The organism is Paenibacillus sp. J31P316 (assembly GCF_056269105.1).
The window spans coordinates 358,992-381,883 of sequence record NZ_JBWDNI010000004.1 but is presented as its reverse complement, the minus strand read 5'-3'; the positions used below and the strand labels follow the sequence as shown (position 1 = coordinate 381,883).

The window sequence follows — 22,892 nt, the reverse complement described above, 5'->3', positions numbered from 1 at the left end:
TAAAACCTCCAGTATATTCAAGTCATTTCTTTACTAACCTTCATTGCTCTGTCAGCAGATATCCGAGCAAGCTCGTTATTCGAGCAAATAAAAACCGCCCTTGATCAGGCGGTGATTGTGAGTTGAAATATCGATTTCCATACCTCGGCTTCAGCTTTCATCCGGTTACGACAACCAGTATGGCACGAGCTGAGGGCCGGTAAGCTGCATTACTTCTTAATATTGTATACACCGAAACGATTGATATCTTCAATCGCTTTTTGCCCATAGGCTTCGATAATCGCGGCTTCGCCTAACACGTTTTTTTCTTTCGTTTGGCCGTCGAACTGAACGATTTTTCCGTCTTTCACGACATACAGAGTTTCCATTTGAATCGCTCCTTTTCTTAGATAGCTAGCTCAACCTTAATTTTCGAAGTTCTTCACTTCATTATTCGTTTTGTGGATGCTCTTTCCTGCTATTTAACCTAATATTTATAAAACTGAGACAGCGAAACGTTATCGAAATAGCTCTATACCCCGTTCGAGCTTTGTTAACCGTCGGATGTGCCAGCTTAATCTGAGTTACTCGGTACCTCTGAACCTATTAAACTCTTCCATCACACCATTCATTTGAGTAATATGACGCTTGGCATGCTGACATAAAAAATAAATATATTGATAAACATCTATCTTTCCTAGATCATTTACTGTCATGGTCGTCTTATGCAAGATTCCTTCACCGTTTGGTATTTCAGATAGTATTACTTTGCATTCCCTTATTTGATCCTCTAACAATGTTTTTACTTCATGTAAAGTCTTTTCGCCATTGGGCTCCATATGCTCTGGTCGTATCCACTTAAAAGAGTTGTGCACTGCAATCTTCTCTAAATCCCCTAATGTAGTTTGATACCTAGTTAGCTCTTGCATCAGATCGACTTTCAAAGAAAGTTCTTTAGCCTTTCGCTTGCCTTTACGAATCAGAATCAATAAAAACTGGTTGGTTAATGTAACGTGCTCTAGAATTTGCGCGATACTCCATCCTACAACAGGTCTGTAGCTAAGCAGTTCTTGATTAATATCAAACCATGCATCGTAATCATCTAATGTGCGCGAGAGTTCTTGGTCTATGAACGCAATGGTTTGCTTTATATGCATCGTTCTTCCCCCTTCAAAGTCGTGTTGGCTGATGTTCCGCCTTTGAAGCGTATTATTGGTGAGCGAGAATATTCACTAGTCTTCCGAACGGGTCTCTTACGAAAAATCTCCTTACACCCCAAGGTTCATTCGTAGGTCCGTATTCAATCCGGAATCCGCCCTCTCTAAATCTTGCATAGGCAGTATCCACATCATCCACTTCAATCGATATGTCTGGAGTCGGAGTCTCAGCCCCTCCCTGCGAAGCAATCGTAATTTGTACTTTCATGTCTTGATCTGATCCGTAAGTTGTAATCCAACCTTGGTCCATGAGCACATCGAGTCCTAAAACATCTTGATAAAAGGATTTAGCTTTTGAAATAGAATCCGAATGTATATTTGTTACGATCCGTTTGACTTTCATCAGTTACCTCCTTAATGGTGAATGAGTGGTTTATTTGCTCTCTAGTCTTGTAACTTCTTTTAATAGATCATCTTCGAATTGCAATTTATAAATATCCGGCTTCGTCGTTTGAATTGAAAAATCATATCCATATGCAGCGTCAAAATAATTCATCATCAATGTCATTACATTCCCATGTGTTCCGATAGCGATTTTCTTTCCCTCGTTCTCTTCCATAATCGATTTCAACGCTGCTATCGCTCGATTCTGACAAACAGTGTTTGACTCTCCTCCTGGCAATGCATAGTCGGGATCACTGAACATTCGTCTGTAAGCGAGCATAAACTCAGCGTCAGAAATAATATAATCTTCTCCTGCAAAGTGTCTCTCTCTTAGATCTTCAACGATCTTAATGTCCAGATTTAATCTTCGCGCAAATCCTTCAATCGTTAGAATTGCTCGGGCATACGGACTGGAAACAATTACGTTTATTCCTTCATCTATAAGTATCTCGGTTATTTCTTCCGCCTTCTTCTTTCCCTCAAGAGTCAGTCCCCTTGTTCTTTCATTGCCTTCTGAGTATGGTGATTCAGCATGTCTAACCATATATATAGTCGTCATTCTTTCCCTCCTTGAATTTCAAAAAAGCATTCATGTAATTTCCGATAACGTCATTAGAAGATAACGTCATCTTCGCTTTCCAAACTCCTCTAGTAAATCAAATCCTCCCTAACCGCAATCCCATGCAGCGCACAGAACTTCCGATACTTATTCAGCACCGTATAAATATCATCTTGTCCAATGATCTGATCGTTCTCGTCAAAATACTGAAGAGCCCCGCTTAAGATAAACAGCGTAATAACCTCTTCCTCTTCGGAAATCAGCGTATGAATGTCACCCGGCGGTTCGAACACGAACGTACCCGGCGCAGCTACCCAGCTGCGGCCTTCGTATCGCCACTTGCCCTGGAGGTTGTAGCCGATCACGACCCCGCCCGTATGTCGATGCTTGCCTAACACTTGGTTGGGCTTAATTCGGAACAGGTACGTCCACGTCCCTGTGCTCAGGTCGAAGCGCAGCGGCTTGAAGTAACAGGACTCGTTGTCCGTAAATGGAACCCAGGGCAGCTCTTCGCTGTGGACGGCTCTCTCCGGCAGCTGGAACGTTTCCGCCAGTCGGATGATCGATTCAGGAATAAGGTCTTTCATGACAAAGCTCCTCCATTTCTAATCAAATACTGGCTCTCTACTCTACTAATCTATCTATATATGTATCTATCTATCTATCTATCTATCTATCTTTCTATCTATGAAATGCTCCGAGAAATTCTATTAAATAATCGTCACGAAATAGCCGATGACATATGCCGCAGGAACAACGATCAGCTGCGCGAGCATCGTGCCGAAGAAGCGCGCCGTCATGAGCGCGACGTAGATTTTGCCAAGCTTGGTGCGGTATTCCGGGTTGCTGAGTGCCTTGTCCGTGATGAGTCCGAGCTGGGGGTCGATGAAGATGGTGAGCATAATCGTCGCGAGGCCGTTGATGATGCCTGAAGCCTGCGAAGCCGTCGTGCTGAGGTGAGGGTAAAGATGTGCAGCGTATAATGCGGACAACACGCCTACGGTATAGAAGGAAGTGACGAGCATGCTGAGCAGTATGAACGTCTTCGAGATGCCCAAGTAACGGAATCGCCGCCATTTGAACCGAGGCAGACGAATATAATGGCGCGTATTCTTAAGCTGGCCGATCGTTACGCTTGATATCATCTTCGGCACGGAGCCGGCGACCTCGAGCTTCGATATCATGCGGCCGAAGAGGTTCACGCAGGTTGGAAACAACATCATCGCGATCAACGTGCCGACTGAAGCGCCGAGCAAGGTCACGCGCAAATAATGAAGCATCGGGAACGACGCATGCGTCCGCCCGTAATCGACGAATTTGGCCGCAATCGGTCCTTGCACCATATTCGCCGTTCTCGATACGAGCACGATAATGCCGGTCAACGACAGCGCGACGGCGATTTTGTTGAGGCGGACGCCCGCAAGCCGAACGGCATACGACAGCGTCTCCGCCGTGTGGATGATCGTCGTCATCACGAAGACGACGATAAGATTGGTGAGCAAGCACATTTCTCCTCTCCCGGAAAAGCAAAGCCTGCATGATATAGCGAAGCGGTTCGTCAACCCCGATCAAAGGAAACCAGAGCTCTGGCTGACGAACCGCTTCGGTTTTGTACAACTCAATCAAACAGCGCAGTGGACAAATACCGCTCGCCGGTATCCGGCAGCAGCACGACGATGGTTTTCCCCCGGTTCTCCGGACGCTTGGCAAGCTTCACCGCCGCGAAGGCGGCAGCGCCTGAAGAAATGCCGACAAGCAGCCCTTCCGTCTTGGCGAGCAGCTTGGCCGCTTCGATCGCTTCCTCGTTATGGATGGGAATAATCTCGTCGACGACGGCACGGTTGAAATTACCCGGAACGAAGCCGGCGCCGATGCCTTGGATGGCGTGGCTGCCCTTCTTCCCGCCGGCCAGCACCTGCGAGTCGAACGGCTCCACCGCCACGATTTGGACGGAAGGCTTCTTCGCCTTCAGCGCCTCGCCGACGCCGGAGATCGTACCGCCCGTACCGACGCCCGCCACGAAAATATCGACGGAGCCTTCCGTGTCCAGCCATATTTCTTCCGCGGTCGTCCGCTTATGAACGTCCGGGTTGGCCGGATTCTCGAACTGCTGCGGAATGAACGAATGCGGAATTTCCGCCGCCAGGTCCTCGGCCTTCTTGATCGCTCCGGACATGCCTTCCATCGCCGGCGTCAGAATCAATTCCGCGCCGAGCGCCGTCAGCAGCTTCCGCCGTTCCAAGCTGAAGCTCTCCGGCAGCACGATGATCAGCCGATAACCAAGCGCCGCGGCCGCAAAAGCCAATCCTACGCCCGTATTGCCGCTCGTCGGCTCGATGATGACGGAATCCGGCTTCAGCAGCCCGCGCTCCTCCGCGTCCTTGATCATCGCATAGCCGATCCGATCCTTCACGCTGCCCGCAGGATTGAAGTACTCCAGCTTGGCGATGATTCCCGCTTCCGCTTGCAGCCTGCTCCCGAAATTCGAGAGCTCCAGCATCGGCGTATTGCCGATCAAATCCGTTAATTTCTTTGCGATTCCCGCCATTTCATACCCTCCTCGAATAGTGGCTTCCAGCCTACCTCAACTAGCCTAGCCTTCCGAGCGCTTCTCGAAACCTGCGCTGGACGCACACCCGATGAATTCGCCATCAGGCAATAATCCCATTTACGAATACTTATTTACTCCATATGGAGCCATTCATTTACTTGCTCGATCCATGCTCCTGCTTCGTCCGCCAGGAGGCTCTGCCAGCCGAACTGCTCCCCCACGGCAAGATTCTTCCGATGGTCGTCCACGTAAAGAATCGGTGCCGCAGGGTCAAGCAGTCTATGCAGCTGTTCGAAAATACCCGCGGCCGGCTTGCTCGCTCCCGCTTCGCTAGAAACGATGACATGTCCCAAATAAGCTCGGATGGGCGCCAAGCAAGGGACCAGCCATTCCGCTCGGTGATTGCTCAGAATGTGAACATCCGCCACCCGGCTCCACGCCGGAATGCGGTGAACCGCGGGCAGCGGCTGCATTTGGCCAAGGAGCAACTCGCGAGCTTCGTCCGCAGCCACGCTTGGATAACAGACCTGAAGCCAGCGCCAGAATTCGGCTTCCGGCAACGCGCCGCTCCATAAGCCTTCGCGAATGTCCGCCGCATACGCATTTCGAATCTCATCATAGGACTTGCCTGCAGCCTCGGCGATCCTCTCCCAGAAAGTATCCAAGTTGGAGAGAATGACGCCGCCGACATCCAGTATCAGCTGTCTTCTTCTCATAACCCACCACGCTCGATTCGCTTGCGCATCACGTACCACGAATCCGTTCGTTCCGGATATTCGAGGTGCTCGACGACTTCGTAGCCCTTGGCCCGGTAGAACGCAATATTGTGCGGCACGGATAATCGGACCTCCAGCCCGGTTTCCGGCATGCCTTTATCCAGCGCAAGCTGCTCCAGAAAAGCCAAGATACGCGAGCCAAGTCCATATCCCCTTGCTTCCGGCACGACGGACACGCGGCCGATGTACATATAATTCTCCTTGCAACTATATTGCGCAGAACCGATCGCCTCCGTCCCCCGCCATACTAGGATCGCCCCGCCGCCACGCTGAAACTTCGCTTCGATGTCGGCGATTTCTTCCCTGAGCGCGCCTGACTGGGGATGAAGCCGACCGCGGTATTCTTCGAAAGCCAGCCGCATCAAGCGATGAACGAGCGGAATTTCGATCCTCTCCGCTTCCCGAATGACGAAGGATGGCTCGCTATCCTCTCTTATGGAACCTGGTGCATGTTGTCGACCTTCTCGGCCTTCTCCCAAGCGGCCTCAATTCCTCTCTCATGGAATCATCGCAAAAATGTACGTATCCCGGACCCGCGTGCCGTCCGCCGACATGTCGTCGTTGCGCAGCGTGCCTTCGTGCCAGTAACCGAGCCGCAACGGAATGGCTTGGCTGCGCTCGTTCAGCACGTCGACGCGGATCTCCACCCTTCGCGCCAACAGCTCCGTGAACGCGAACGCGGTTATGCCTTCCACCGCTTCCGTCATATAGCCCTTGCCGCTATGCCGCGTATCGATCCAGTAGCCGATCTCGAATTTGCGTACGTCCCAGTTCGGATTGTGCAGTCCGGAGGAACCAATGAAGCTCCCGCTCGCCTTATCGAAGATCAGCAGCCGCATGTCTTCCCGTTGAATGAATTTCGCATACGCCGTACGAAGGTTCGATTCGACGTCCTCGACGGTCTGATCTTGCCGGGTAAAGGGCAGCCATGGCCGCAGCTCGTTTATGGAAGCTTGAATGGCCTCCCAGACGACGCGCCCGTCTCCCGGACGAGGCACGCGGATCAGCAGCCGTTCCGTCTCGAACTGCGTCGGAATATCCAATAGCAATGGATCCATCGCATTCCCTCCAATGTATTTGATTTATTTTGGAAATCTAAGTTATTTTATGATACTAGCATATTCGAGCGTCGCCTTCACTACGTCACCGAAGCCGCGGATGTCCGCCAAATAATCGTAGCCCGCCGGACTCTTCTCGCGCTGGTTAAGCATGCGAACCGCGACCGCATCATGCGATGGCAGGACGAGGACCGCGCAGCCATAGGCGCCCAGGGACTGATAGGATCCCGCGGGCAGCGACGGCCCCAATTCGGAACTGTCCAATGGACGATCCTGCACCCACCACAAGAAGCCGTTGCGCGGACGATCGGCCGGAAGCTCTTCGGGAGACGTCACGGTGGCCGCCCGTTCAAACACGCCCCGAGGCACGATCTGCCGACCGCCGACCAACCCTTTGTTCACATGCAAGAAGCCCCAATAAGCCAGCTCCCGCGTGCTCGCGAACATGTTGTTATCGGCACCCTGATGACCGTCGTACCTATCGTCGTTCATCCAAACGAGCTGCTCCGTCCGTTCCTTGCGCCAGCCCGTCCGACCGAAGCCAAGCGGCTCGAAGACGCGCTCGCGGAGCACTTCGGCCAGCGGTTTGCCGAACACGCTGCCAACGATCCGAAAGAGCAGGTGCACGCCGCTATTGTTGTAGCTCCAATCCGTTCCCGGCGGAAAAACGCGCGCCTGGACGCTCCTTGCCTGAAGCCCGTGCGTATGCGTCAACAGGTGGCGGATCGTCGTGCCTGCCAGCAACGTCCGGTCGGCATCATCCAGATAATCGGCTGCGAGGTCGTCGACGCTCGCGATCCGTCCCTCCTCAAGGGCAAGACTGACGGCAAAACCGAGGTACGTCTTGCGTACGGATGCCAGATGAAATTGTGAATCGGCATCGATCGGCCGGCTGCCCGGCGACAAATCATGCTGCCCCTCATACCATTCATGAACGATGACATCCCGGTGGATGATGCATAAGGAAGCCCCCGAGGAGAGCGACAATTCCCTTTGACGGCTCATATAGTCATTCAGTCGGAGGAAGGCCGGAGATGGGCCTGCTTCGATATTCAGCTGCATGGATAGGCTCCTTTGCGGAATAGTGGAAGATACATTCGTGTTCGCGCCAGTCAGAGGAAACCAGGACCTAGCAGACTCGTTATCCCAAATCGGTGCTTTCCCCGCCGCCCTTGCGATATTCATAATTCTCCCTGCACAGCTGCAGCAGGGCATGCTTCAGCCCGCGCTTCGGCTCCGTGATGCGCAGCGCCGGAGCTTGTCCCTCGCCGGGGCGGCGAAGCGCCCTTCGTACCGCGGCGGGATCGGCGATTCGGTTAACGATCAGCTCGTCGGGCTTCGTCTCCGCCCTGTAGCGTTGGATCAGAAACCGGTCGCATGCCGTTTCCGCATAGCCCCTCTCCAGTTCGTGCAGCTGGAAATCCCGCAGCATCCCCTGCTGCACCTTCGCGATCATGACGCCTTCGCTGCCGAAGTAGAGCACCTCTTGGTTGAGGTTCGTCTCCCGGTCGACGATCTGCTTCTCCGGCGTCTTCTCCAAATTGCGGATATGCTCCAGCATGTTCTGCGCCTTCTCGAATTTCAATTGCTCGGCGTACTCGGTCATCTGACCGTACATGCGGGCGATCAGCGCATCCTTGGTGCCGCCGAACAGCAGGTCGGACAGCTGCTTCACGTCCTTCGCGTAATCCGCCTCGGAGATATGCCCTTCGCAGATGCCGCTGCACCTATGGATGTGGTAAAGCAGGCAGGCGCGTTTGGGCAGCACCGTGCAGGAGCGCAGCTTGTAATGGTCGGCAAGAAACTCCAGCAGCTCCGTGCGGAATCTAGCATTCGCGAATGGACCGAACCGCTTCGGCTCGTATGCCGGCTCTTCTCCGGCGTCCTTGGCGCCTTTACGCACGGAGACAGACTCGGTCGCAGGAGCGGACTCGCGCCGGTCCCGATAATGAACCGTCAGCCGCGGGATGCGTTCCCCGGTCAACTCCAAATACGCATAGCCGCTGTTATCCTTCTTAAGGGCGCGATTATAGGGCGGCTTATGGATTTTGATCAAATTATTTTCGAGCAGCAGGCTCTCCGTCTCGTTGTTAACGAGAATAATCTCGATGCTGGCAATCTGCGCCACGAGTTCCTGCAGCCTTTTGCGCGTATGGCGGGTCGTAAAGTAGGACCGCAGGCGGCTTCGCAGGCTCTTGGACTTGCCGACATAGAGCAGCACGCCCGATGCATCGCGCATCAAGTAGCAGCCCGGCTTCTCCGGGTAATCGCTCGCCTTGAACGCGAACGGCGCCGTTGTCTCCATTTGCACGCGTCACCTCCGCTGAACCGCCGGCGCGTCGGCCGCGGCTCCAAACATTTGTTCCTGGACTTATATTGTACTGCCGACGATAGGTTTTGAAAAGAAGCCGGGTGCACGAAAAGGAAGGGTTGGAAACCTTTATGCTATACTGGATGGTGAAAATGAGAGGAGCTGGTTGCAGATGACAATTAAACTCGATATGGTCGGCATCGTCGTCAAAGACATGAAGAAGGCGCTTGATTTCTACCGGGTGCTCGGCTTCGACGTTCCAGCGGAACAGGACGGTCAGCCTCACGTGGAAATCCTGCAGGACGGCGTCCGCATCGCATTCGATACGGTCGAGGTGGCGAGAGATGTCTACGGCCGCTGGGAGGAACCGTCAGGTCATCGCATCGAGCTTGCTTTTGCCTGTGATGGCGCCAAGGCGGTGGACGAGCTGCACGGCAAAGTTACTTCGCATGGTTATGAAAGCATTCGTGAGCCGTGGGACGCGTTCTGGGGCCAACGTTATGCCGTTATCGCCGATCCGGACGGAAATCTGATCAGCTTGTTCGCGTAGCACACTCAGGTTGGGAGGAATCGATCATGAATAGGACGGCACCGAAGCTGCCGCTGACAGCAGGGGACAAGAAACGGTTGAAGGAGTGCTCCATCGCAATTGGAGATATTGCCCGAACGGATGCGGCCGAGCTGTCCCGGTGTTTGGATGTTTCGTTAGAACGCGCGGCGCAGCTTCGCGGACTGGCGCAGTTCCAGTCGGTTCCCTCCATCGGTCCGAAGGTGGCGCAGCGCGTGGTGGACATGGGGTTCCGCGAGCTTGAAGAGCTTGCGGGCAAAGACGGCGCCGAGCTGATCGATGCATGGGAGAAGCAGTGCGGCTATTGGGAAGACCCCTGCCTGGAGGATGCGTTTCGCTGTCTTGCGTTTCATGCCGCGCATCCGGAGAGCAGCAAGGTATGGCATGATTTCACGTTGGAGCGCAAAGCCTACCGTACCCTTCACGGCTACCCTGCCGATCGACCTGAAGAGTCGTGGCACGGGAAGCTTTAGATTCCGGCGGCTGCGGCGATGTCAGCGACGACTGCTTATGTACAGCCAAATGAAAGACCGAGTCTCCATTGAACGCTGTTTCCGCTCGCAGGGCGGGGCCAAGGTTCCTTGGGAACGCGGTCTTTTTGGGTTCTCGTTAACGCGACGAGCCGCGCGGCTTTCCACTGAGCCCTGCTTTTCTCGCTGGCGATTGGCTGCCTCCACGAGGGATAAGTCCGAGCTGTATGAGATACAACAGCCAGCGCGCTTCGTATTTGGCGAAGGTGTTCTTGACCTCGCGCGCGATGGCCTCGGCATGCTTGACCGTCCCCATCTGCTCGTGCCTCCTGTATGCGCAGAGCGGCTCCGGCAGCAGTTGAAACGGCGTGCCCGAGAGCAGCACGCGAAACCAATAATCCAGGTCATGCGTGTACCGCATCGTTTCGTTGAAAGGTCCGACGGTCCAATACAGCTCCTTGGTCATGACGACCGTGCAGCCGTTCACGGGGTTGCTGTTCTGGAACGCCCGATAGAAATCGCCGGTCGCCGTGCCTGGCGGAATGATATTGAAGTCCGTCATCATGCCGCGCCCGTCGATCATATCGAAGCCGGAGTGGCTGATTTGTGCGCCCGTACGCTCCATGACTTCGACCTGCCGCTTGATTTTGTCGGGGTAGAAACGGTCATCCGAGCTGAGCCATGCCACGTATTTCCCGCCCGCAAGCCGGAAGCCCGTGTTCAGCGCGCTCGCCGTGCCGCCGTTTGCCTTGCCGATGTAATGAATGCGGCCGGCGTAGCGGTGGAGCGGTTCCTGATGCATTGTCGAACCGTCATCGACGACGATGATCTCGATGTTGCCGTACGTCTGCGAGAGCGCGCTCTCGACCGCTTCGGCGACATAGGGATCGTTATAGAATGGGATGACAATGGTGACGAGTGGTTTAGATGGTTGAACGCCCATGCTGCTTCCCTCCTATCTCCAGCAAAATGATCATACGTGCAGACGAGCGGCTTCCAGCGTATCCTGCAGCGACTGCTTCAGCGAATAGCGAGGCGACCAGCCGAGCGCTGCCGTGCCGCCGATATCGGGCGGCAACGGCGATGCGGCATCCGAGTCGCCGAACTCCCACCGCAGCGGCTGCAGCGCGAGCGCGCTGAACGCGTCCGCAATTTCTTCCAGCGTCCGCATGATGCCGGACGCAATGGTGTAGACGCGGCCGCTCGTGCCCGCGTTGAACAGCAGCTCGTACGCGGCTATCGCATCGCGCACGTCAAGCAGATCGCGCCGCTCGCCGCGCGAAGAAAAGCGAAACGGCGCAGGCGCATCCGTGCCGCGATCGGCGGCGCGTTCCGCTGCCGCGGCATGACGCGCGAGCAGCCCGCACAACCCGCCCGACCGGCCGGGGCCGATCAAATTAGACGGCTCCGCGACGATGATGTCCATCGCGAACAGCGACGCCCAGCTCTGCGCGACGAGTACCTGCATCGTCTTGCTCAAGCTGTACGGATGCTGCGGCATCGGGCCATCCATTGCCGACGCCAGCGGAAACCGCAGCATCGACCCTGCCACCAGCACCCGGCTCGGCTTGCCGAGATGCCGGATGCCTTCCAGGAGATGGACCGTTCCCATGACGTTGCTCTGCAGCACGGCCGCGGGATCGTTCCACGATGCGCCGACGGCGTTGGCGCCTGCCAGATGCAACACATAATCCGGTGCTGCGCCTTGCGCCAGCGCTTCCGTCTCGCTTCGCGAGGACAGATCGCAGGCCAGGACGGCATCTACGCCGCCGAGCCATGCCCATTCAGCCGCGCCCGCTGCCGGAAGACGGCGGACGGCCGCCGTCACCTGCCAGCCGAGCGATGCAAAATGCCGGCAGGCATGCTCGCCGCAGAACCCGCCCGCGCCCGTCACGAGCAGGCGCGGCCGGCTCATGCCTGCTTCATCCACATGGCCAGCTCATCCAGCATCGGGATATAGCCAGACGTCCGATACGTCCAGTCTCGCCGCGTCGATACGAGCGTCCGGTCGATCGACACCCGGTCGTCGGACACGATGCGCACATCCTGCACTTCGAATGCCGCCTGGAACAAGAGCAGCAGCGTAAGCTTGTTCACCGGTTCGCTAGCCGTCAAATGAACCAAGCCGCCAATTTGCGGATGTTCGATAGCGAACGCCGCGGCCTTCGCCAGCTCCAGCGTCGTCACCCCGTTCCATAACACGTTGGCGTATCCCTTCACCTGACCGCTTTGCGCCATGAACCATTTCAGCAGGCCGATTCCAGCCGGACGGATTTCCGGTCCGACAATCGAGGTCCGGATCGTCAAATGCCGGCCGTAGCGCTGCTCTCCAAGCGCTTTGGATCGCGCGTAGACCGACGTTCCGTCCGGATGGTCCTGCTCCGTATACGACCCGCGAGCGCCGCTGAACACGCAGTCCGAGCTGATATGAATGACGCGCGCGCCGATCGTATCTGCGGCATAGCGCAGCCAGTGCGGCAGAAAGCCGTTCACCATGTACGCGGCGAGCGGGTGCGTCTCGGCGTCCTGATTCAAGACGCCGGCCGCGTTGATGATAATCTCCGGCCGCACCGACTGGACAAGGGCCGCGACCGATTCGGCATCCGTCGCATCAAGCGCCAGACTCCCTTCTCCGTCCGCCCTCCGCGTCGTATAGACGACCTCATGCTCGGGATGCGCTTCGCGGAAATAACGGATCAGCACATGCCCCGCCATGCCGTTGCCCCCGATGACGAGGAGCTTCATGATAGGAACCCGCCTCTGACGAGCATGGAGCGAATCTCATCCTTCGTCATCAGCGCGACGGCGGAGCTGTAGCTGTCGAAGTCGACCTTCGGATTCGCGGCATAGTGCTGGCGAAGCCCCGGAATATCGAGCGTAGGCAGGATGACGAGATACTCCTCGTCGTACGATACCGTAGTCAAGCTTTCATGCTCCGTGAGCAAAATCTCATGAATTTTCTCGCCCGGACGGATACCGGTCTCCACCATTTCCGCATCGATGCCCATGTCTTCCATCAGAACCTCGGCCAGATCGATAATCCGGCAGGTCGGCATCGTCATGACGAATATCTCGCCGCCGACGCTCTCCATCGACGCTTTGAACAGCAGCGTGATCGCATCCTGCAGCGTCAGGAAGAAGCGGGTCATGTTCATGTCCGTGATGCGTACCTGCTGCTTGTTCTTGATCTGGTTCGTGAACAGATGAACGACGCTGCCGTTCGTGCCGAGCACGTTGCCGCCGCGCACGCAGACGAAGGTCGTCTCGGAATGAAGCAGGTTCGCGTACACGATCAGCTTCTCGCCGATCGCTTTCGTCATGCCGTAGAAGTTGGACGGGTTCGCCGCCTTATCCGTCGAGATGTAGATGACGCGCTTCACGCCGTTCGCGATCGCCGCTTCGATGACGTTCTGCGTGCCGATCACGTTCGTCTTGAGCGCCTCGTAAGGCTGATCCTCGCATACGGGCACATGCTTCAAAGCCGCCAAATGAAAGACGTAATCCACCCGCTCGCAGGCGCGCATCAGCGCTTCCTTATCACGGATGTCCCCGATGCAGAAGCTGAGGCGCGGATCCTCGAACGAACGGTTCATCGCCACCTGGCTGGATTCGTTGCGGGAGAATACGATGATCTGTTTCGGCTGCTGAGGCAGCAGCTGGCGAATCAATTCATAGCCCCAGGAACCCGTACCCCCGGTGACCAGTATGCGCTGATTAGTAAACATTCCATTTCCCTCCAAGCACAAATTTAACCACTTTATCCGATACGTCCCCGGCCAGATACCCTTCCGGACATTCCCACTTCGCAGGCAGCGCCGTCATGACCGCCGCCGCTTCCTCGATCCGGACCGCGTTCAAGCCGCATACCACGTTGCTGCCGCAGTCAATCGTCTCCGGACGTTCCGTCGTCTGCCGAATCGTAACCGTCGGCACCTTGAACAGGCAGCATTCCTCCTGAACCGTTCCGCTGTCCGTTATCGCGAGCAGCGCATGCTGCTCGAGCCGCACGAAGTCGAAGAATCCCATCGGCTCGTGAAACTCCACCCTCGCATCCATGTCGACCTGTACGGCTCCGCTGTCGATGCGCGACCTCGTCCGCGGATGCACGCTGCAGATGACGCGCTTATCGAAGCGGCGCGCCACGCGGTTCAAGCCCTCCAGAATGCCGGTCAGACGCTCCGGCACGTCGACGTTCTCCGCGCGGTGCGCCGTGACGAGCACGTACCCGCCGGGTTCGAGCCCGAAGCGCTCCAGCACGTCGCTCGCGTCGATCTGCGGCTTGTAGTGGGTGATGACCTCGTGGATCGGGTTACCCGTCTGCACGATCCGGTTGCTCGGGAATCCCTCCCGCAGGAGGTTGCCCTTGCTGTAGGCCGTATAAGGCATGTTGATCGACGATACCGCGTCGATGATCCGGCGGTTCTTCTCTTCCGGAACCGACAGATCATAGCACCGGTTGCCGGCTTCCATATGCACGACCGGAATGCCCATCCGCTCGGCGATGATCGCGCACAGCGCGCTGTTCGTATCGCCGAGAAGCAGCACGACGTCCGGCTTATGCGCCGTCAGCACCCGCTCCGTCTCCGCGAACATGACGGACAGCTGACCGCCGAGCGTCTGCTTCGCGTCGGTGAGCAGCACATCCGGCTGCCGCAGTCCAAGCTCCCGAAAGAACACATCCGACAAGGAAGGAGAAAAGTTTTGTCCGGTATGCACGAGCACATGCTTCTCGGCCAGCGCATCCAGCTTCTGAATAATGAGACTAAGGCGAATGATTTCCGGACGAGTGCCCAAAATCGTTACAACGCGCATGAAAGGTTTCCTCCTTCTGGTGATCTGCGCTTCCGCTACGATGCTTTTCTGCGGCGTTTCTTCCTGCCGCCCGAGGCTTTGCCGCTGCCGGTCCGCGTTTTGCCGCGTCTCAGCTTGGTACCGCTCCGCCGCTTGCCGAGCCGCTTCCCGAATTGCCTGCCTCCATGCTTCCGGCGCTTCAGACGAGCCGGCTGCGCCGCCTGTTTCTCCTGGCCGATCGGTTCGCCGATCGGCCAAGAGGCAATGAAGGCATCCGGCACGATGCGCACATCCTCGGGCCGATAGCCGACGCCGAGAAGCGCCTCCATCGTGCGGAAAGGCCGAAGCTTGCCTTGGTCGAACAGGTAGATCGCAGGCCCGCTGCCCTTCAACACCCTTGGCGTCTGGCCTTCCAGCTTGAGCGAATCGATGAAGGCTTGCAGCCTTTCCCGATAAACGGCGATGCCGAATGCGGCATGCGCCTCCCGCGCGCTGCGTGCGCCGACTGCTTGCAGGGCAACATCGTCGCTCAGCAGCGAGGAAACCTTGCCCGCCAGTCCGTCGATGTCTCCTGTCTGGACGACATACGCGCCGTTGCCCGTCGCTCGGCCGATCTCGGCGAGACCGCCGGAGCCGTAGACCACGGTCGCTTTGCCGAACACCATGCCTTCGAGCGCCGTCATCCCGAAGCCCTCCGCCATCAAACTCGGAACGACGAGCAGATCCATCGCCGGGTAAACCGTGGATACCTGCTCCTCGAATCGCAGCCAGCGGAAGCGCTCCATCAGCCCGTGCCTGCGCGCGATGTCCAGACACTGGTCGAAGTACGGCTGGTCGACGGGATTGCCGACGATCAGAAACATCGCCTTCGGATGCAGCACGGCGTTGCGGACTGCCATTTGCATGAAATGCTCCAATCCTTTGGCATCGAAGATGGACGAGGAGATGTACCCGACCAGCCGATGTTGGTCTTCGATGCCGAGCTGCCTGCGCCGATTCACGCGATGCTCCTGCCAGCCCTCCGGCCGCAGCTCGTTCTGATGCCACGAGGGGTAAACGAGCTTCGTTCTCGGGATCATGCCCGGCGTGCGGAGCGGCCCGAGCGCCGCTTCCGAGATGCCGACGATAAAGTCGGCATGCTGCTCGAACACCGCGGCGGACGCTGCCGTGTAAGGCGTGTCGCGGATCGCTTCCATGACGGACCATACGACGGGAATGCCGAGCGCTTTGCCGGCAATGGCGGGAAGCGGGTGCACGCAGGTGTTGACAAGGATGACGTTCGGCTGCTCCCGGCTAAGCAGCGCGAGCAGTTCTTGCCAGGAAGGCTCCTGCTGCTGCTTCGCAATCTCTTCTTGCAAATGCGGGAGCGCCAAGTAGAGCGGGACGACAAGCGGGATATCCTGTACGATGACTGGGATGCCAAGGCTCCTGGCACCTGACGCAATGACGCCTTCGTTCGGAACGACCAGCGTGCATGCAAATACCGGCAGCAGTTCCCTGACCATAAACAACAACAGCTTCTCGGCACCCGTTACGTATTGGGGACTGCAGATATGCGAGAAGACCAGCATTTTCGGCTTCGTATGCTTCAATCGGCTGCCTCGCTCGTCAGCGGCAAAGCTCGAGCAGGCGTTCACCTCCGTCCCGTATTGCTCTACTCTTTGATCCTAGTTTCTATATAGTATTTGGAAGGCCGCTGACGCGGCACGTCATTTGAACCGCCAGCAAACGCACAAAATGTCGCCCTGCCCGGCCGTACACCCATCCCGCACCGTCACTCATACCGGGAACAACAGCCCCAGCATGCGCTGGATCCGCTTCGCGTACGTATGCTCCCGCATCGTCCGGATCATGCCGCGCATCGCGATGGCCCGACGCTCTTCCTCGTGGGTCAGATAATATTGGATTTTCTCTATCATCTCTTGCGGCGACGCATAGGTAACGATGTCCACGCCCGGCGTATAGAAGGATGCGAGATCGTCGCGGATGTCCGTCAGCTGGAGCGTCGCGCAGCCGGAGATCTCGAAGGTGCGGGGATTCGGCGAGATCGCTTGAATGCCCGCGCTGTTGTTGTTGAACGTGTCGTCGTCCGGGGAACGGTGCATGTTGATGACGATTTTGGCGCCGTTGTACATATTGGCGGTCTCCAAGGGATCCATCCAGCGGCCGAGCTCGATCTTGCTCGCGAGCAGGTTGAACTCCTTCAGCCGCTCCCACCAGATACCGGAGATATGCGTATCTTTGGAGGCCAGATAACGGGTCAGCTGATCGAAAAACGCCACCCGCTTCCAGTACGCCGATCCGATAAAGCAAATCTCATGGCGCTGCGAGCGCTCCGGATTGCGCGGCCGGAAGGAGGACGGATCCGCGCCTAAGGACAAATAATGGACATTCGGACAGCCGAGCCGCTTATAATACTCGACGCAGATCAGCTCGAGCGTGAAGATGACGTCGTAATGCGGAGCGATCTTCGAGGTGATGTCGGTGTAATAGGGATCATCCGTGAACCAGATGGCCGTGCGAATCCCCGCCGCCCGCATGCGGTCCACATGGGCGACATCGAATTCCAGGCCGTCCAGCACGATGACGAAATCCGGACGGATCCGCAAGGCCAGGTCGGCCACGGGCTGCTTCGTGTCGGTGATCGTCAGCTGCGCTACCTGGCCTCGGAACGCTTCGGCGATGGCGATGTCGAGCGGCGAATAGGGAAAGCCTTTCCCCGTGGCCACGAACAGGACATGCGCCTGAACGATGGGCGGGGGGGGTTCGGCGCCGGCTTGAAGCGCCGCTTCGCAGCGCCCGAACCAGTGACCGTGCTCCCATCCGAGCCGGAAGCCTTCCACGCGGCCTTGGTGCGCGTCGCGGCGGCCATGAAGCGCGTCGCGCCCGGTGCCTGCTCTAGCGCGCCGCCGCTTTCTCGTCGTTGTCATCGTCTTCCTCCCTCGTCTTACCATCCCAGCACCTCCCCGATCTGCTGCAGACGCCGCAGGTAGGAATGATCGTTCAGCGTCCGCTTCAAACCGCGAAGCGCCATCGTCCGCCGCTCATCCTCGTGCGTCAAGTAGTAGTCCAGCTTGTTCCGAAGCTCCACGGCATTGGCGAATGTGTCCAGCTCGAGACCGGGCACGTAATAATTCGGCAGATCCTCCCGCCGATCCGTCAGCTCCATCGTGCCGCAGGCCAATATCTCGTAGGTCCGGGGATTAATCGAGCGTCCCGGCAAATTAAGCACGTTCTTGTTGTCCTTGCCTACCTCGGTTGTCCGATGCAGGTTGATTACGACGCGCGCCCCGTTGTAATATTTGACCACTTCCTCTACCGGCAGCCATCCGATCCGGATGAATCGCTCCATCTCCTTGAACCGCTTCAACCGCTCCCAGAGCCCCCCGGCGATAAACACCTTGCGCGTCTTCAAATACGGGGCCAGCGCATCGAACATTTCCACCCGGTTCCAAAACGCTTGACCGATAAAGCACACATCGCTGCGGTACTTCTCCTCGACCACCATCGGCTTGAACCGGTTGTGATCGACGCCCAGCGGCATATAGATCACTTTTGCGCAGCCCCGGTCCCGATACATCTGCATCGTGCTCAGCTCATGCGTCAGCACGACGTCGTAACGCGGCGCGATGTACATCGTGTCCGCCGTAACGTACGGATCATCGGCAAACCAAATAACCGTCCGTATCCCAAGCGAACGAACGGTATCGACCTGCTGCAGATGGTTAGCCGGAAAAACATGAAGCCCGTTCAGCACCAGCACCCAGTCCGGCCGGATCAGCGCAGCCTGTTCCGCCATCCTCGTGGCATCCGCTACGTATACCTCGCGCACGGTTTGGCGCAGCGCCTCGATAATGCCTTGATCGATTCCCTCGAACCCCTGCGGAATGTACAGGACGCGGCTGTCCCTCTTCATCGGCGCCGCCGGCTGCAAATGCCGGAGCAAATATTCGCAGGCGCCGTCCCGCAGCCCGTTCTCATATCCAGACGCGAATCCCGCCGCTGCCGCCTGGGCGTTCATTTGTTCCTCAATTTGCACAGTCGCCACCTCTGAATGATCGTATCTTCTGTCACCATATATATGCGAATGACAGGCAAGGCTCTTGGTCACTTGTCCGCGCGGGATACAAAATTGGCTGATGACCCCTAAGGCGAACGTGCAGCGGCGGCTGTCGCGCTTCGCGCTGGAAATGCTGGGCAGCTGCGCTTCAGGGCCGGCAATGCCGATGAGCGCTCCCGTGGTGCTTCGCACCAAAGTCGGGCTCCGGTTTTGCGATGGATGCTCCCGTGGTGCTCCGCACCAAAGTCGCATCCATTCGCAAAACCTGCGCTTGCAGCTTTTTTAGGGCCAGGCTCCGATGCTGTGGGCTCCGAATCACCAAAGTCACTCTCAATTGACATGCCTGCACTTGGGCTTGGGCACTTCTTTAAGCAAAATGCACCCTCAAATCGTCTTGCGGCTGCCCCTACAAGGGAAACGCAAACGAGCTGCAAAGTGCATTTTTCTTTCTGAATGTTAGGTAGTGTACGGGGTGCACCTCTCGGGCTCTCTTTTTCCTTCCGCGCTTGAAAATATGCAACGAAGAAGCAAAGGCGGTGCTGTAATGAGGGCATTTGAGGGTAATAAGGGGTTGAGGATATTTTTGGAATAAAAATGGTCAATTTGACCAAAAATCGCATGATTCGTTGGCTCCCTGCGGGTGCAATCGGCGGATAACGCATGTCATATTTGCGGCTCGAGATCTTCAAACCAAAGGTTGTTAGACAGAATTACAAAAAGTAGTATATTTTTGGCAGTCCAATCACATATTATAAGAGGATAAAGGCATGCGTACGAGTGAAGGAGGGCTTGATCATTCATTTCTCAAAAAAGCAAGTGGAACCGATCCCGGAAGAAGAGACGTCTATTTGGACATGCACCAACGAAAGCTGCTCTTGCTGGATGAGGAACGATTTCTCGTTCGGAGAGTTTCCGACCTGCCCCATCTGTCATTCCACCATGACCAGCGAGATCAAAAACTTGCCGGTTCTGACGAACGGCACGAAACGCGGCTTCCAGTAAGACAGGCTATTTCGTTGTCAATCAAGCTCTTCCCGCCAATTTCAGTTTGGCGCGGAGAGCTTTCTTTTTTGTTGTTAGCAAATGCCTCCGTTTCCGGCTCCTGCAGTCGTTCTATTCATTCGCTTGACCGCCAACCCCCGCCTCAGAACTGAGCTGTAAACTGGATTGTTGGCATGCCAAGACCCCCCTCAGAACTGAGTTGTTAACGCGATTGTTGACATGCCAAGAACCCCGCCTCCGCCTGCGTGCGGAAAACGGGGTTCTTCTGCTCTAAGCCTGCTCCAAGCCCGCTCCAGCCTTTGCTTAACCGTTCTGCTGCTCGTAAGCGATCTGATGGCCGTCCTCGAAGCCTTTGGCGAAGCCTTGATTGTAGCCCTGATTATAGGCGGCGTCGAAGGCCTGATTATAGCCGGCTCCGGTTTGCGGCTGACGCGTCCGCTGCTTCCTGCGCGGCGTCGATTTTCTCCCGCGGGAGGACTTGCTCCGTTTGCCCTGGTACCGCGGCTTCGCGCTGCTCTTGCGCTTCTGCCCCGCTGCTTTGCGCCGTTTATTCGTCCTTACGGCTGCTGCGACCACTTCGGTTTCCTCCTTTGCGCTCCGACGGCTCCTTGCTGCCGCCCGGCAATGCCGCGCTGCGGTTCAGCCATGGCCGGCCGGCCGGCTTCCCCGTGCTTCGCCGCGACGGATGGCGCTCCATGGCGCGCACCATCTCGGAGAGCGTCTGCTGCATCGCCGCGAGCGAATTCATATTGCGCTTGATGGACATGGCCATGCCGGGGTCGTTCCGTGCCATATCCCCTACGCTTTCCAAGATCCGGGCGACGGCTGTTTGACTGCGGGAAAGCGCGCCGATCAGCGCGATGCGCGCCTCGCGCTCCAGCCGATTCCGATCCATTACTGCTTCTCCCCCAAATCGAACGAGCCGCCGAGCATACCTTCGAAACCGCCCTCCGATTCGCCGTCTTGATGACGCAGCGCGGCTTTCAGCACGTTCGTCATCCCCATGTTCAGCTTCGTCAGCCCGTCGATGACTTCGACCAGCTGATCATGCACGCTAATCGTCGCCTTCAGATGCGCCTGATGGTCGGCGAAAGCATCCGGCGTCACATGATTGAGCATCCACGACCGCACCTTCTCGGCCTCCAGCGCCTTTGCCTCCAAAATCATCGCCACGTTCCACTGCAGCTTGGCGGAGGCGTCCAGCATTTTAGCATATGCCGTTTCCCGACTCATGAATTGATGCTCCCTTCCTCCGCCTTATTCTTCGTCCTCGATTGCGAACTCTTTCATGACCGTGCTCAAGGTCACGGCAAGCGACTCCTGAAGCTCGGCGATGCTGTTCAAATAAGCGACGACGCTCCCCGTCACCGCCTTGGAATTGTCCATCAAATCATCAAAGCCGCCGAAACCGGGATGCTGGTCCGGAAGCGCATGAACGAGCTGCGCCATTCGGACGGCGACATGGCGTTTGCCCTCCAGGATGCGCGACAGCTGTTCCTGGGAATGGGATATATGCTCGATCATTTCCGTCACGATATGCTGCATGACACGTCCTCCTTTAACTGGAACTCCCGGGAATGATGATTGGTCAGCGCGACCAAACGCAAGATTGGACATGCGACGCTCATCGCGGTATTGGTCCTTATCAGCATATGCGCGGCAGTCCTTTCGCGGTACTGCCGATACGCGGCCGTAGACGCAGAAGCACCGAAGCGCCGAAGTGACGCTCCGGCTGCCTGCTGCCTCAACGATTCGTCAGGCGAGTCTGTTCAGCCTCTTCGGCTACAAATGCTCCGCAACGCGGACCGGCGCGATTACCGGGAAGCCTTCGGCAAGCTGCCCGAGCTGTTCGGCCGGCGGCGGCGTTCCCCGTCGCAGCTGCAAGCTCCAGGCTTCCGCTGCCTTCATGCTCGGCACGCGGCGCCGGACGCCGTTCTCCGCCATGTAGAGGATGCCGTTCGCTTCCCAGATTCCCCCATGGCCATGCCAGGCCGCTTCGACGACTTCCGCGGCGATGGAATCGCCGGCCGGCCAACGCCGGACATCGATTTGGGAGAGACGCACGACAGGTACACCCACCTCGCCGACGATCGGTCTTCGTATGCCGCCTTCGATCCAGTAGTGCGCATCCGTCACGCCGCGGACGACGACTCCCTGCGGGAAGAAGGCCGTTTCGCCCTGTGGCGGATAAGCGGTACCCAGCTGCCGGACCGCTTCAATCAAGTCGTGGGGATTGCCCCATTTGTCCATGTAAACATGCTCGTTGCGCGTGTTCACTTCCTCGAACTTGCTGCCGAGCGCCTTCATGCTCACGCTTCCGAAATGATGAATGAACGTATCGCGCGCGATCACGAGCGCATACCCCTGCAGGCGCACGCGAATATTGAGGTCGTCGTCCTCGAAGTTGCCGATCTCGAAGCCTTCGTCCAAGTACCCCGTCCGCTCCCACAGCTCGCGCCTGAACAATAGGCAAAACCCCGTCAGCCGATCCGTCCGCTCCCATTTGACGGGATTGCTGATATTGAATCGCCGGGCGAATGGCAGGATTCCGCTTTCGTCCGTGTACGGAACCTCGATTCGCTGATCGCCGCTAATGTAATTCGTCACGGGACCGACCATGCCGATGGCCGGATCGCTTCTTAAGCAGGCCACTAAATTGTCCAGCCAGTTGTTCGTCACGATCGTATCGTTGTTGAGCAGCAGCAGCATGCTTCCTTTGGCCATCATCAGGCCGACGTTGATCGCCCCGGCGAAGCCGCGATTGCGCTCCAGCACCCGGAAACGAACGACGCCGCCTACGGTTTGCAAGTATTCGGCCGTTCCGTCGGTGGAAGCGTTGTCGACAACGATGATTTCATAAGGCGAAGCCGTCATATCATGTATGCTCGCAATGCATTTCTTTAAGTAGTCGAGCTGATTGTAGCTCGGAATGATAATGCTCGTGCCGTCAAAATGCGTGCCGAAGCTGTGCTGGCCCGCGCGGATGCCTTCCTGGTATCCCGCTGCCAAGCCTGCTTCCAGCGAGGAAACGGGCTTGCTCGCCCGCTTTCTTAGGCGGGTACGGGAACGGACGCGCGAAGCCTGCTGCCGTTTGCGCCGGGAGCGCACTTGCTTTCTCATGGTCCTCACTCAACTCCTTCTCGAACAGCCCGCTCGCGGAGGCCGC

At 57.1% G+C, this 22,892-nt stretch carries 28 protein-coding genes; 3 read left to right on the top strand and 25 right to left on the bottom strand.

Features of this window, described 5'->3' with window-relative positions; translation table 11 throughout:
• Positions 1–209: 209 nt before the first annotated feature.
• From AC0YNU_RS17110 to AC0YNU_RS17055, 12 genes are all read right to left on the bottom strand, one after another.
• The gene (locus AC0YNU_RS17110; protein WP_475758656.1) at positions 210–368 is read right to left on the bottom strand and encodes a hypothetical protein; all 159 of its coding nucleotides are present in this window, start codon (positions 366–368) and stop codon (positions 210–212) included.
• Between the two features lie 195 nt (positions 369–563).
• Entirely contained in the window at positions 564–1,136 is a 573-nt protein-coding gene (locus AC0YNU_RS17105; protein ID WP_475758654.1) for a DinB family protein, read from the bottom strand.
• Between the two features lie 52 nt (positions 1,137–1,188).
• Entirely contained in the window at positions 1,189–1,539 is a 351-nt protein-coding gene (locus tag AC0YNU_RS17100) for a VOC family protein (protein WP_475758652.1), read from the bottom strand.
• A gap of 30 nt (positions 1,540–1,569) precedes the next feature.
• Positions 1,570–2,139 carry a histidine phosphatase family protein gene (locus tag AC0YNU_RS17095; protein ID WP_475758650.1) on the bottom strand — a complete coding sequence of 190 codons (570 nt, stop codon included), beginning with the start codon at positions 2,137–2,139 and terminating at the stop codon, positions 1,570–1,572.
• Positions 2,140–2,228: 89 nt separating this feature from the next.
• Positions 2,229–2,726 carry a 2,4'-dihydroxyacetophenone dioxygenase family protein gene (locus tag AC0YNU_RS17090; RefSeq protein WP_475758648.1) on the bottom strand — a complete coding sequence of 166 codons (498 nt, stop codon included), beginning with the start codon at positions 2,724–2,726 and terminating at the stop codon, positions 2,229–2,231.
• Between the two features lie 123 nt (positions 2,727–2,849).
• Entirely contained in the window at positions 2,850–3,641 is a 792-nt protein-coding gene (locus AC0YNU_RS17085; RefSeq protein ID WP_475758645.1) for a lipid II flippase Amj family protein, read from the bottom strand.
• 116 nt (positions 3,642–3,757) lie between these two features.
• Positions 3,758–4,687 (bottom strand): cysteine synthase A, encoded by a 930-nt coding sequence (gene cysK / locus AC0YNU_RS17080; protein WP_475758643.1) that lies wholly within the window; start codon positions 4,685–4,687, stop codon positions 3,758–3,760.
• 134 nt (positions 4,688–4,821) lie between these two features.
• On the bottom strand, positions 4,822–5,406 hold the full coding sequence (locus AC0YNU_RS17075) for an HAD family hydrolase (RefSeq protein ID WP_475758641.1): 585 nt from the start codon (positions 5,404–5,406) through the stop codon (positions 4,822–4,824).
• Entirely contained in the window at positions 5,403–5,945 is a 543-nt protein-coding gene (locus AC0YNU_RS17070; protein ID WP_475758639.1) for a GNAT family N-acetyltransferase, read from the bottom strand. The genes AC0YNU_RS17075 and AC0YNU_RS17070 overlap by 4 nt, the downstream gene beginning before the upstream one ends.
• Positions 5,946–5,963: 18 nt before the next feature.
• Entirely contained in the window at positions 5,964–6,524 is a 561-nt protein-coding gene (locus AC0YNU_RS17065; protein WP_475758637.1) for a GNAT family N-acetyltransferase, read from the bottom strand.
• 42 nt (positions 6,525–6,566) lie between these two features.
• Complete coding sequence (locus AC0YNU_RS17060) at positions 6,567–7,586, bottom strand: serine hydrolase domain-containing protein (RefSeq protein ID WP_475758635.1); 1,020 nt, start codon at positions 7,584–7,586, stop codon at positions 6,567–6,569.
• Between the two features lie 79 nt (positions 7,587–7,665).
• Positions 7,666–8,829 (bottom strand): GIY-YIG nuclease family protein, encoded by a 1,164-nt coding sequence (locus tag AC0YNU_RS17055; RefSeq protein ID WP_475758877.1) that lies wholly within the window; start codon positions 8,827–8,829, stop codon positions 7,666–7,668.
• A 178-nt stretch (positions 8,830–9,007) separates the two neighbouring features.
• Between AC0YNU_RS17055 and AC0YNU_RS17050 the strand changes: the two genes are divergently transcribed.
• Both AC0YNU_RS17050 and AC0YNU_RS17045 read left to right on the top strand, forming a co-directional pair.
• Positions 9,008–9,385 (top strand): VOC family protein, encoded by a 378-nt coding sequence (locus tag AC0YNU_RS17050; RefSeq protein WP_475758632.1) that lies wholly within the window; start codon positions 9,008–9,010, stop codon positions 9,383–9,385.
• Between the two features lie 26 nt (positions 9,386–9,411).
• Entirely contained in the window at positions 9,412–9,876 is a 465-nt protein-coding gene (locus AC0YNU_RS17045; protein ID WP_475758630.1) for a helix-hairpin-helix domain-containing protein, read from the top strand.
• 136 nt (positions 9,877–10,012) lie between these two features.
• On the opposite strand, the gene AC0YNU_RS17040 is transcribed toward AC0YNU_RS17045, so the two are convergent.
• The 8 genes from AC0YNU_RS17040 to AC0YNU_RS17005 form a co-directional block, all read right to left on the bottom strand.
• Positions 10,013–10,816: a glycosyltransferase gene (locus AC0YNU_RS17040; protein ID WP_475758628.1), complete on the bottom strand. Its 804-nt coding sequence runs from the start codon at positions 10,814–10,816 to the stop codon at positions 10,013–10,015.
• Positions 10,817–10,846: 30 nt separating this feature from the next.
• A complete protein-coding gene (locus tag AC0YNU_RS17035) occupies positions 10,847–11,788 on the bottom strand; it encodes an NAD-dependent epimerase/dehydratase family protein (protein WP_475758626.1) in 942 nt (313 codons plus the stop codon).
• Entirely contained in the window at positions 11,785–12,618 is an 834-nt protein-coding gene (locus AC0YNU_RS17030; protein ID WP_475758623.1) for a dTDP-4-dehydrorhamnose reductase family protein, read from the bottom strand. Before AC0YNU_RS17030 ends, AC0YNU_RS17035 begins: the two co-directional genes overlap by 4 nt.
• The gene (locus AC0YNU_RS17025) at positions 12,615–13,598 is read right to left on the bottom strand and encodes a polysaccharide biosynthesis protein (protein WP_475758621.1); all 984 of its coding nucleotides are present in this window, start codon (positions 13,596–13,598) and stop codon (positions 12,615–12,617) included. Before AC0YNU_RS17025 ends, AC0YNU_RS17030 begins: the two co-directional genes overlap by 4 nt.
• Positions 13,588–14,685, bottom strand: a complete 1,098-nt coding sequence (gene wecB / locus AC0YNU_RS17020; RefSeq protein WP_475758619.1) for a non-hydrolyzing UDP-N-acetylglucosamine 2-epimerase — start codon at positions 14,683–14,685, stop codon at positions 13,588–13,590. Before wecB ends, AC0YNU_RS17025 begins: the two co-directional genes overlap by 11 nt.
• A gap of 35 nt (positions 14,686–14,720) precedes the next feature.
• Positions 14,721–16,256, bottom strand: a complete 1,536-nt coding sequence (locus AC0YNU_RS17015) for a glycosyltransferase family 4 protein (protein WP_475758617.1) — start codon at positions 16,254–16,256, stop codon at positions 14,721–14,723.
• A 186-nt stretch (positions 16,257–16,442) separates the two neighbouring features.
• Positions 16,443–17,594: a CgeB family protein gene (locus tag AC0YNU_RS17010; RefSeq protein WP_475758615.1), complete on the bottom strand. Its 1,152-nt coding sequence runs from the start codon at positions 17,592–17,594 to the stop codon at positions 16,443–16,445.
• A gap of 17 nt (positions 17,595–17,611) precedes the next feature.
• Entirely contained in the window at positions 17,612–18,916 is a 1,305-nt protein-coding gene (locus AC0YNU_RS17005) for a CgeB family protein (protein WP_475758613.1), read from the bottom strand.
• Between the two features lie 585 nt (positions 18,917–19,501).
• Between AC0YNU_RS17005 and AC0YNU_RS17000 the strand changes: the two genes are divergently transcribed.
• Entirely contained in the window at positions 19,502–19,726 is a 225-nt protein-coding gene (locus AC0YNU_RS17000; RefSeq protein ID WP_475758611.1) for a cold-shock protein, read from the top strand.
• A gap of 303 nt (positions 19,727–20,029) precedes the next feature.
• Here the strand turns inward: AC0YNU_RS17000 and AC0YNU_RS16995 are convergent, their stop codons facing one another.
• From AC0YNU_RS16995 to AC0YNU_RS16975, 5 genes are all read right to left on the bottom strand, one after another.
• On the bottom strand, positions 20,030–20,302 hold the full coding sequence (locus tag AC0YNU_RS16995; protein WP_475758609.1) for a hypothetical protein: 273 nt from the start codon (positions 20,300–20,302) through the stop codon (positions 20,030–20,032).
• The gene (locus AC0YNU_RS16990) at positions 20,274–20,621 is read right to left on the bottom strand and encodes a hypothetical protein (RefSeq protein WP_475758607.1); all 348 of its coding nucleotides are present in this window, start codon (positions 20,619–20,621) and stop codon (positions 20,274–20,276) included. Before AC0YNU_RS16990 ends, AC0YNU_RS16995 begins: the two co-directional genes overlap by 29 nt.
• Entirely contained in the window at positions 20,621–20,959 is a 339-nt protein-coding gene (locus AC0YNU_RS16985) for an alpha-helical endospore appendage domain-containing protein (protein WP_475758605.1), read from the bottom strand. Before AC0YNU_RS16985 ends, AC0YNU_RS16990 begins: the two co-directional genes overlap by 1 nt.
• Positions 20,960–20,983: 24 nt before the next feature.
• Complete coding sequence (locus AC0YNU_RS16980; protein ID WP_475758603.1) at positions 20,984–21,271, bottom strand: nucleoside-diphosphate sugar epimerase; 288 nt, start codon at positions 21,269–21,271, stop codon at positions 20,984–20,986.
• A 237-nt stretch (positions 21,272–21,508) separates the two neighbouring features.
• Positions 21,509–22,846, bottom strand: a complete 1,338-nt coding sequence (locus tag AC0YNU_RS16975; protein WP_475758601.1) for a glycosyltransferase family 2 protein — start codon at positions 22,844–22,846, stop codon at positions 21,509–21,511.
• Positions 22,847–22,892: the final 46 nt, after the last annotated feature.

Coding starts and splice junctions, on each gene's coding strand:
- AC0YNU_RS16975 (WP_475758601.1), bottom strand. CDS start 22,846: ATGAGAAAGCAAGTGCGCTCCCGGCGCAAACGGCAGCAGGCTTCGCGC.
- AC0YNU_RS17100 (WP_475758652.1), bottom strand. CDS start 1,539: ATGAAAGTCAAACGGATCGTAACAAATATACATTCGGATTCTATTTCA.
- cysK (WP_475758643.1), bottom strand. CDS start 4,687: ATGGCGGGAATCGCAAAGAAATTAACGGATTTGATCGGCAATACGCCG.
- AC0YNU_RS16985 (WP_475758605.1), bottom strand. CDS start 20,959: ATGAGTCGGGAAACGGCATATGCTAAAATGCTGGACGCCTCCGCCAAG.
- AC0YNU_RS17095 (WP_475758650.1), bottom strand. CDS start 2,139: ATGACGACTATATATATGGTTAGACATGCTGAATCACCATACTCAGAA.
- AC0YNU_RS17045 (WP_475758630.1), top strand. CDS start 9,412: ATGAATAGGACGGCACCGAAGCTGCCGCTGACAGCAGGGGACAAGAAA.
- AC0YNU_RS17035 (WP_475758626.1), bottom strand. CDS start 11,788: ATGAGCCGGCCGCGCCTGCTCGTGACGGGCGCGGGCGGGTTCTGCGGC.
- AC0YNU_RS17105 (WP_475758654.1), bottom strand. CDS start 1,136: ATGCATATAAAGCAAACCATTGCGTTCATAGACCAAGAACTCTCGCGC.
- AC0YNU_RS17075 (WP_475758641.1), bottom strand. CDS start 5,406: ATGAGAAGAAGACAGCTGATACTGGATGTCGGCGGCGTCATTCTCTCC.
- AC0YNU_RS17090 (WP_475758648.1), bottom strand. CDS start 2,726: ATGAAAGACCTTATTCCTGAATCGATCATCCGACTGGCGGAAACGTTC.
- wecB (WP_475758619.1), bottom strand. CDS start 14,685: ATGCGCGTTGTAACGATTTTGGGCACTCGTCCGGAAATCATTCGCCTT.
- AC0YNU_RS16990 (WP_475758607.1), bottom strand. CDS start 20,621: ATGGATCGGAATCGGCTGGAGCGCGAGGCGCGCATCGCGCTGATCGGC.
- AC0YNU_RS17050 (WP_475758632.1), top strand. CDS start 9,008: ATGACAATTAAACTCGATATGGTCGGCATCGTCGTCAAAGACATGAAG.
- AC0YNU_RS17030 (WP_475758623.1), bottom strand. CDS start 12,618: ATGAAGCTCCTCGTCATCGGGGGCAACGGCATGGCGGGGCATGTGCTG.
- AC0YNU_RS17110 (WP_475758656.1), bottom strand. CDS start 368: ATGGAAACTCTGTATGTCGTGAAAGACGGAAAAATCGTTCAGTTCGAC.
- AC0YNU_RS17025 (WP_475758621.1), bottom strand. CDS start 13,598: ATGTTTACTAATCAGCGCATACTGGTCACCGGGGGTACGGGTTCCTGG.
- AC0YNU_RS17010 (WP_475758615.1), bottom strand. CDS start 17,594: ATGACAACGACGAGAAAGCGGCGGCGCGCTAGAGCAGGCACCGGGCGC.
- AC0YNU_RS17040 (WP_475758628.1), bottom strand. CDS start 10,816: ATGGGCGTTCAACCATCTAAACCACTCGTCACCATTGTCATCCCATTC.
- AC0YNU_RS17065 (WP_475758637.1), bottom strand. CDS start 6,524: ATGGATCCATTGCTATTGGATATTCCGACGCAGTTCGAGACGGAACGG.
- AC0YNU_RS17055 (WP_475758877.1), bottom strand. CDS start 8,829: ATGGAGACAACGGCGCCGTTCGCGTTCAAGGCGAGCGATTACCCGGAG.
- AC0YNU_RS17060 (WP_475758635.1), bottom strand. CDS start 7,586: ATGCAGCTGAATATCGAAGCAGGCCCATCTCCGGCCTTCCTCCGACTG.
- AC0YNU_RS16980 (WP_475758603.1), bottom strand. CDS start 21,271: ATGCAGCATATCGTGACGGAAATGATCGAGCATATATCCCATTCCCAG.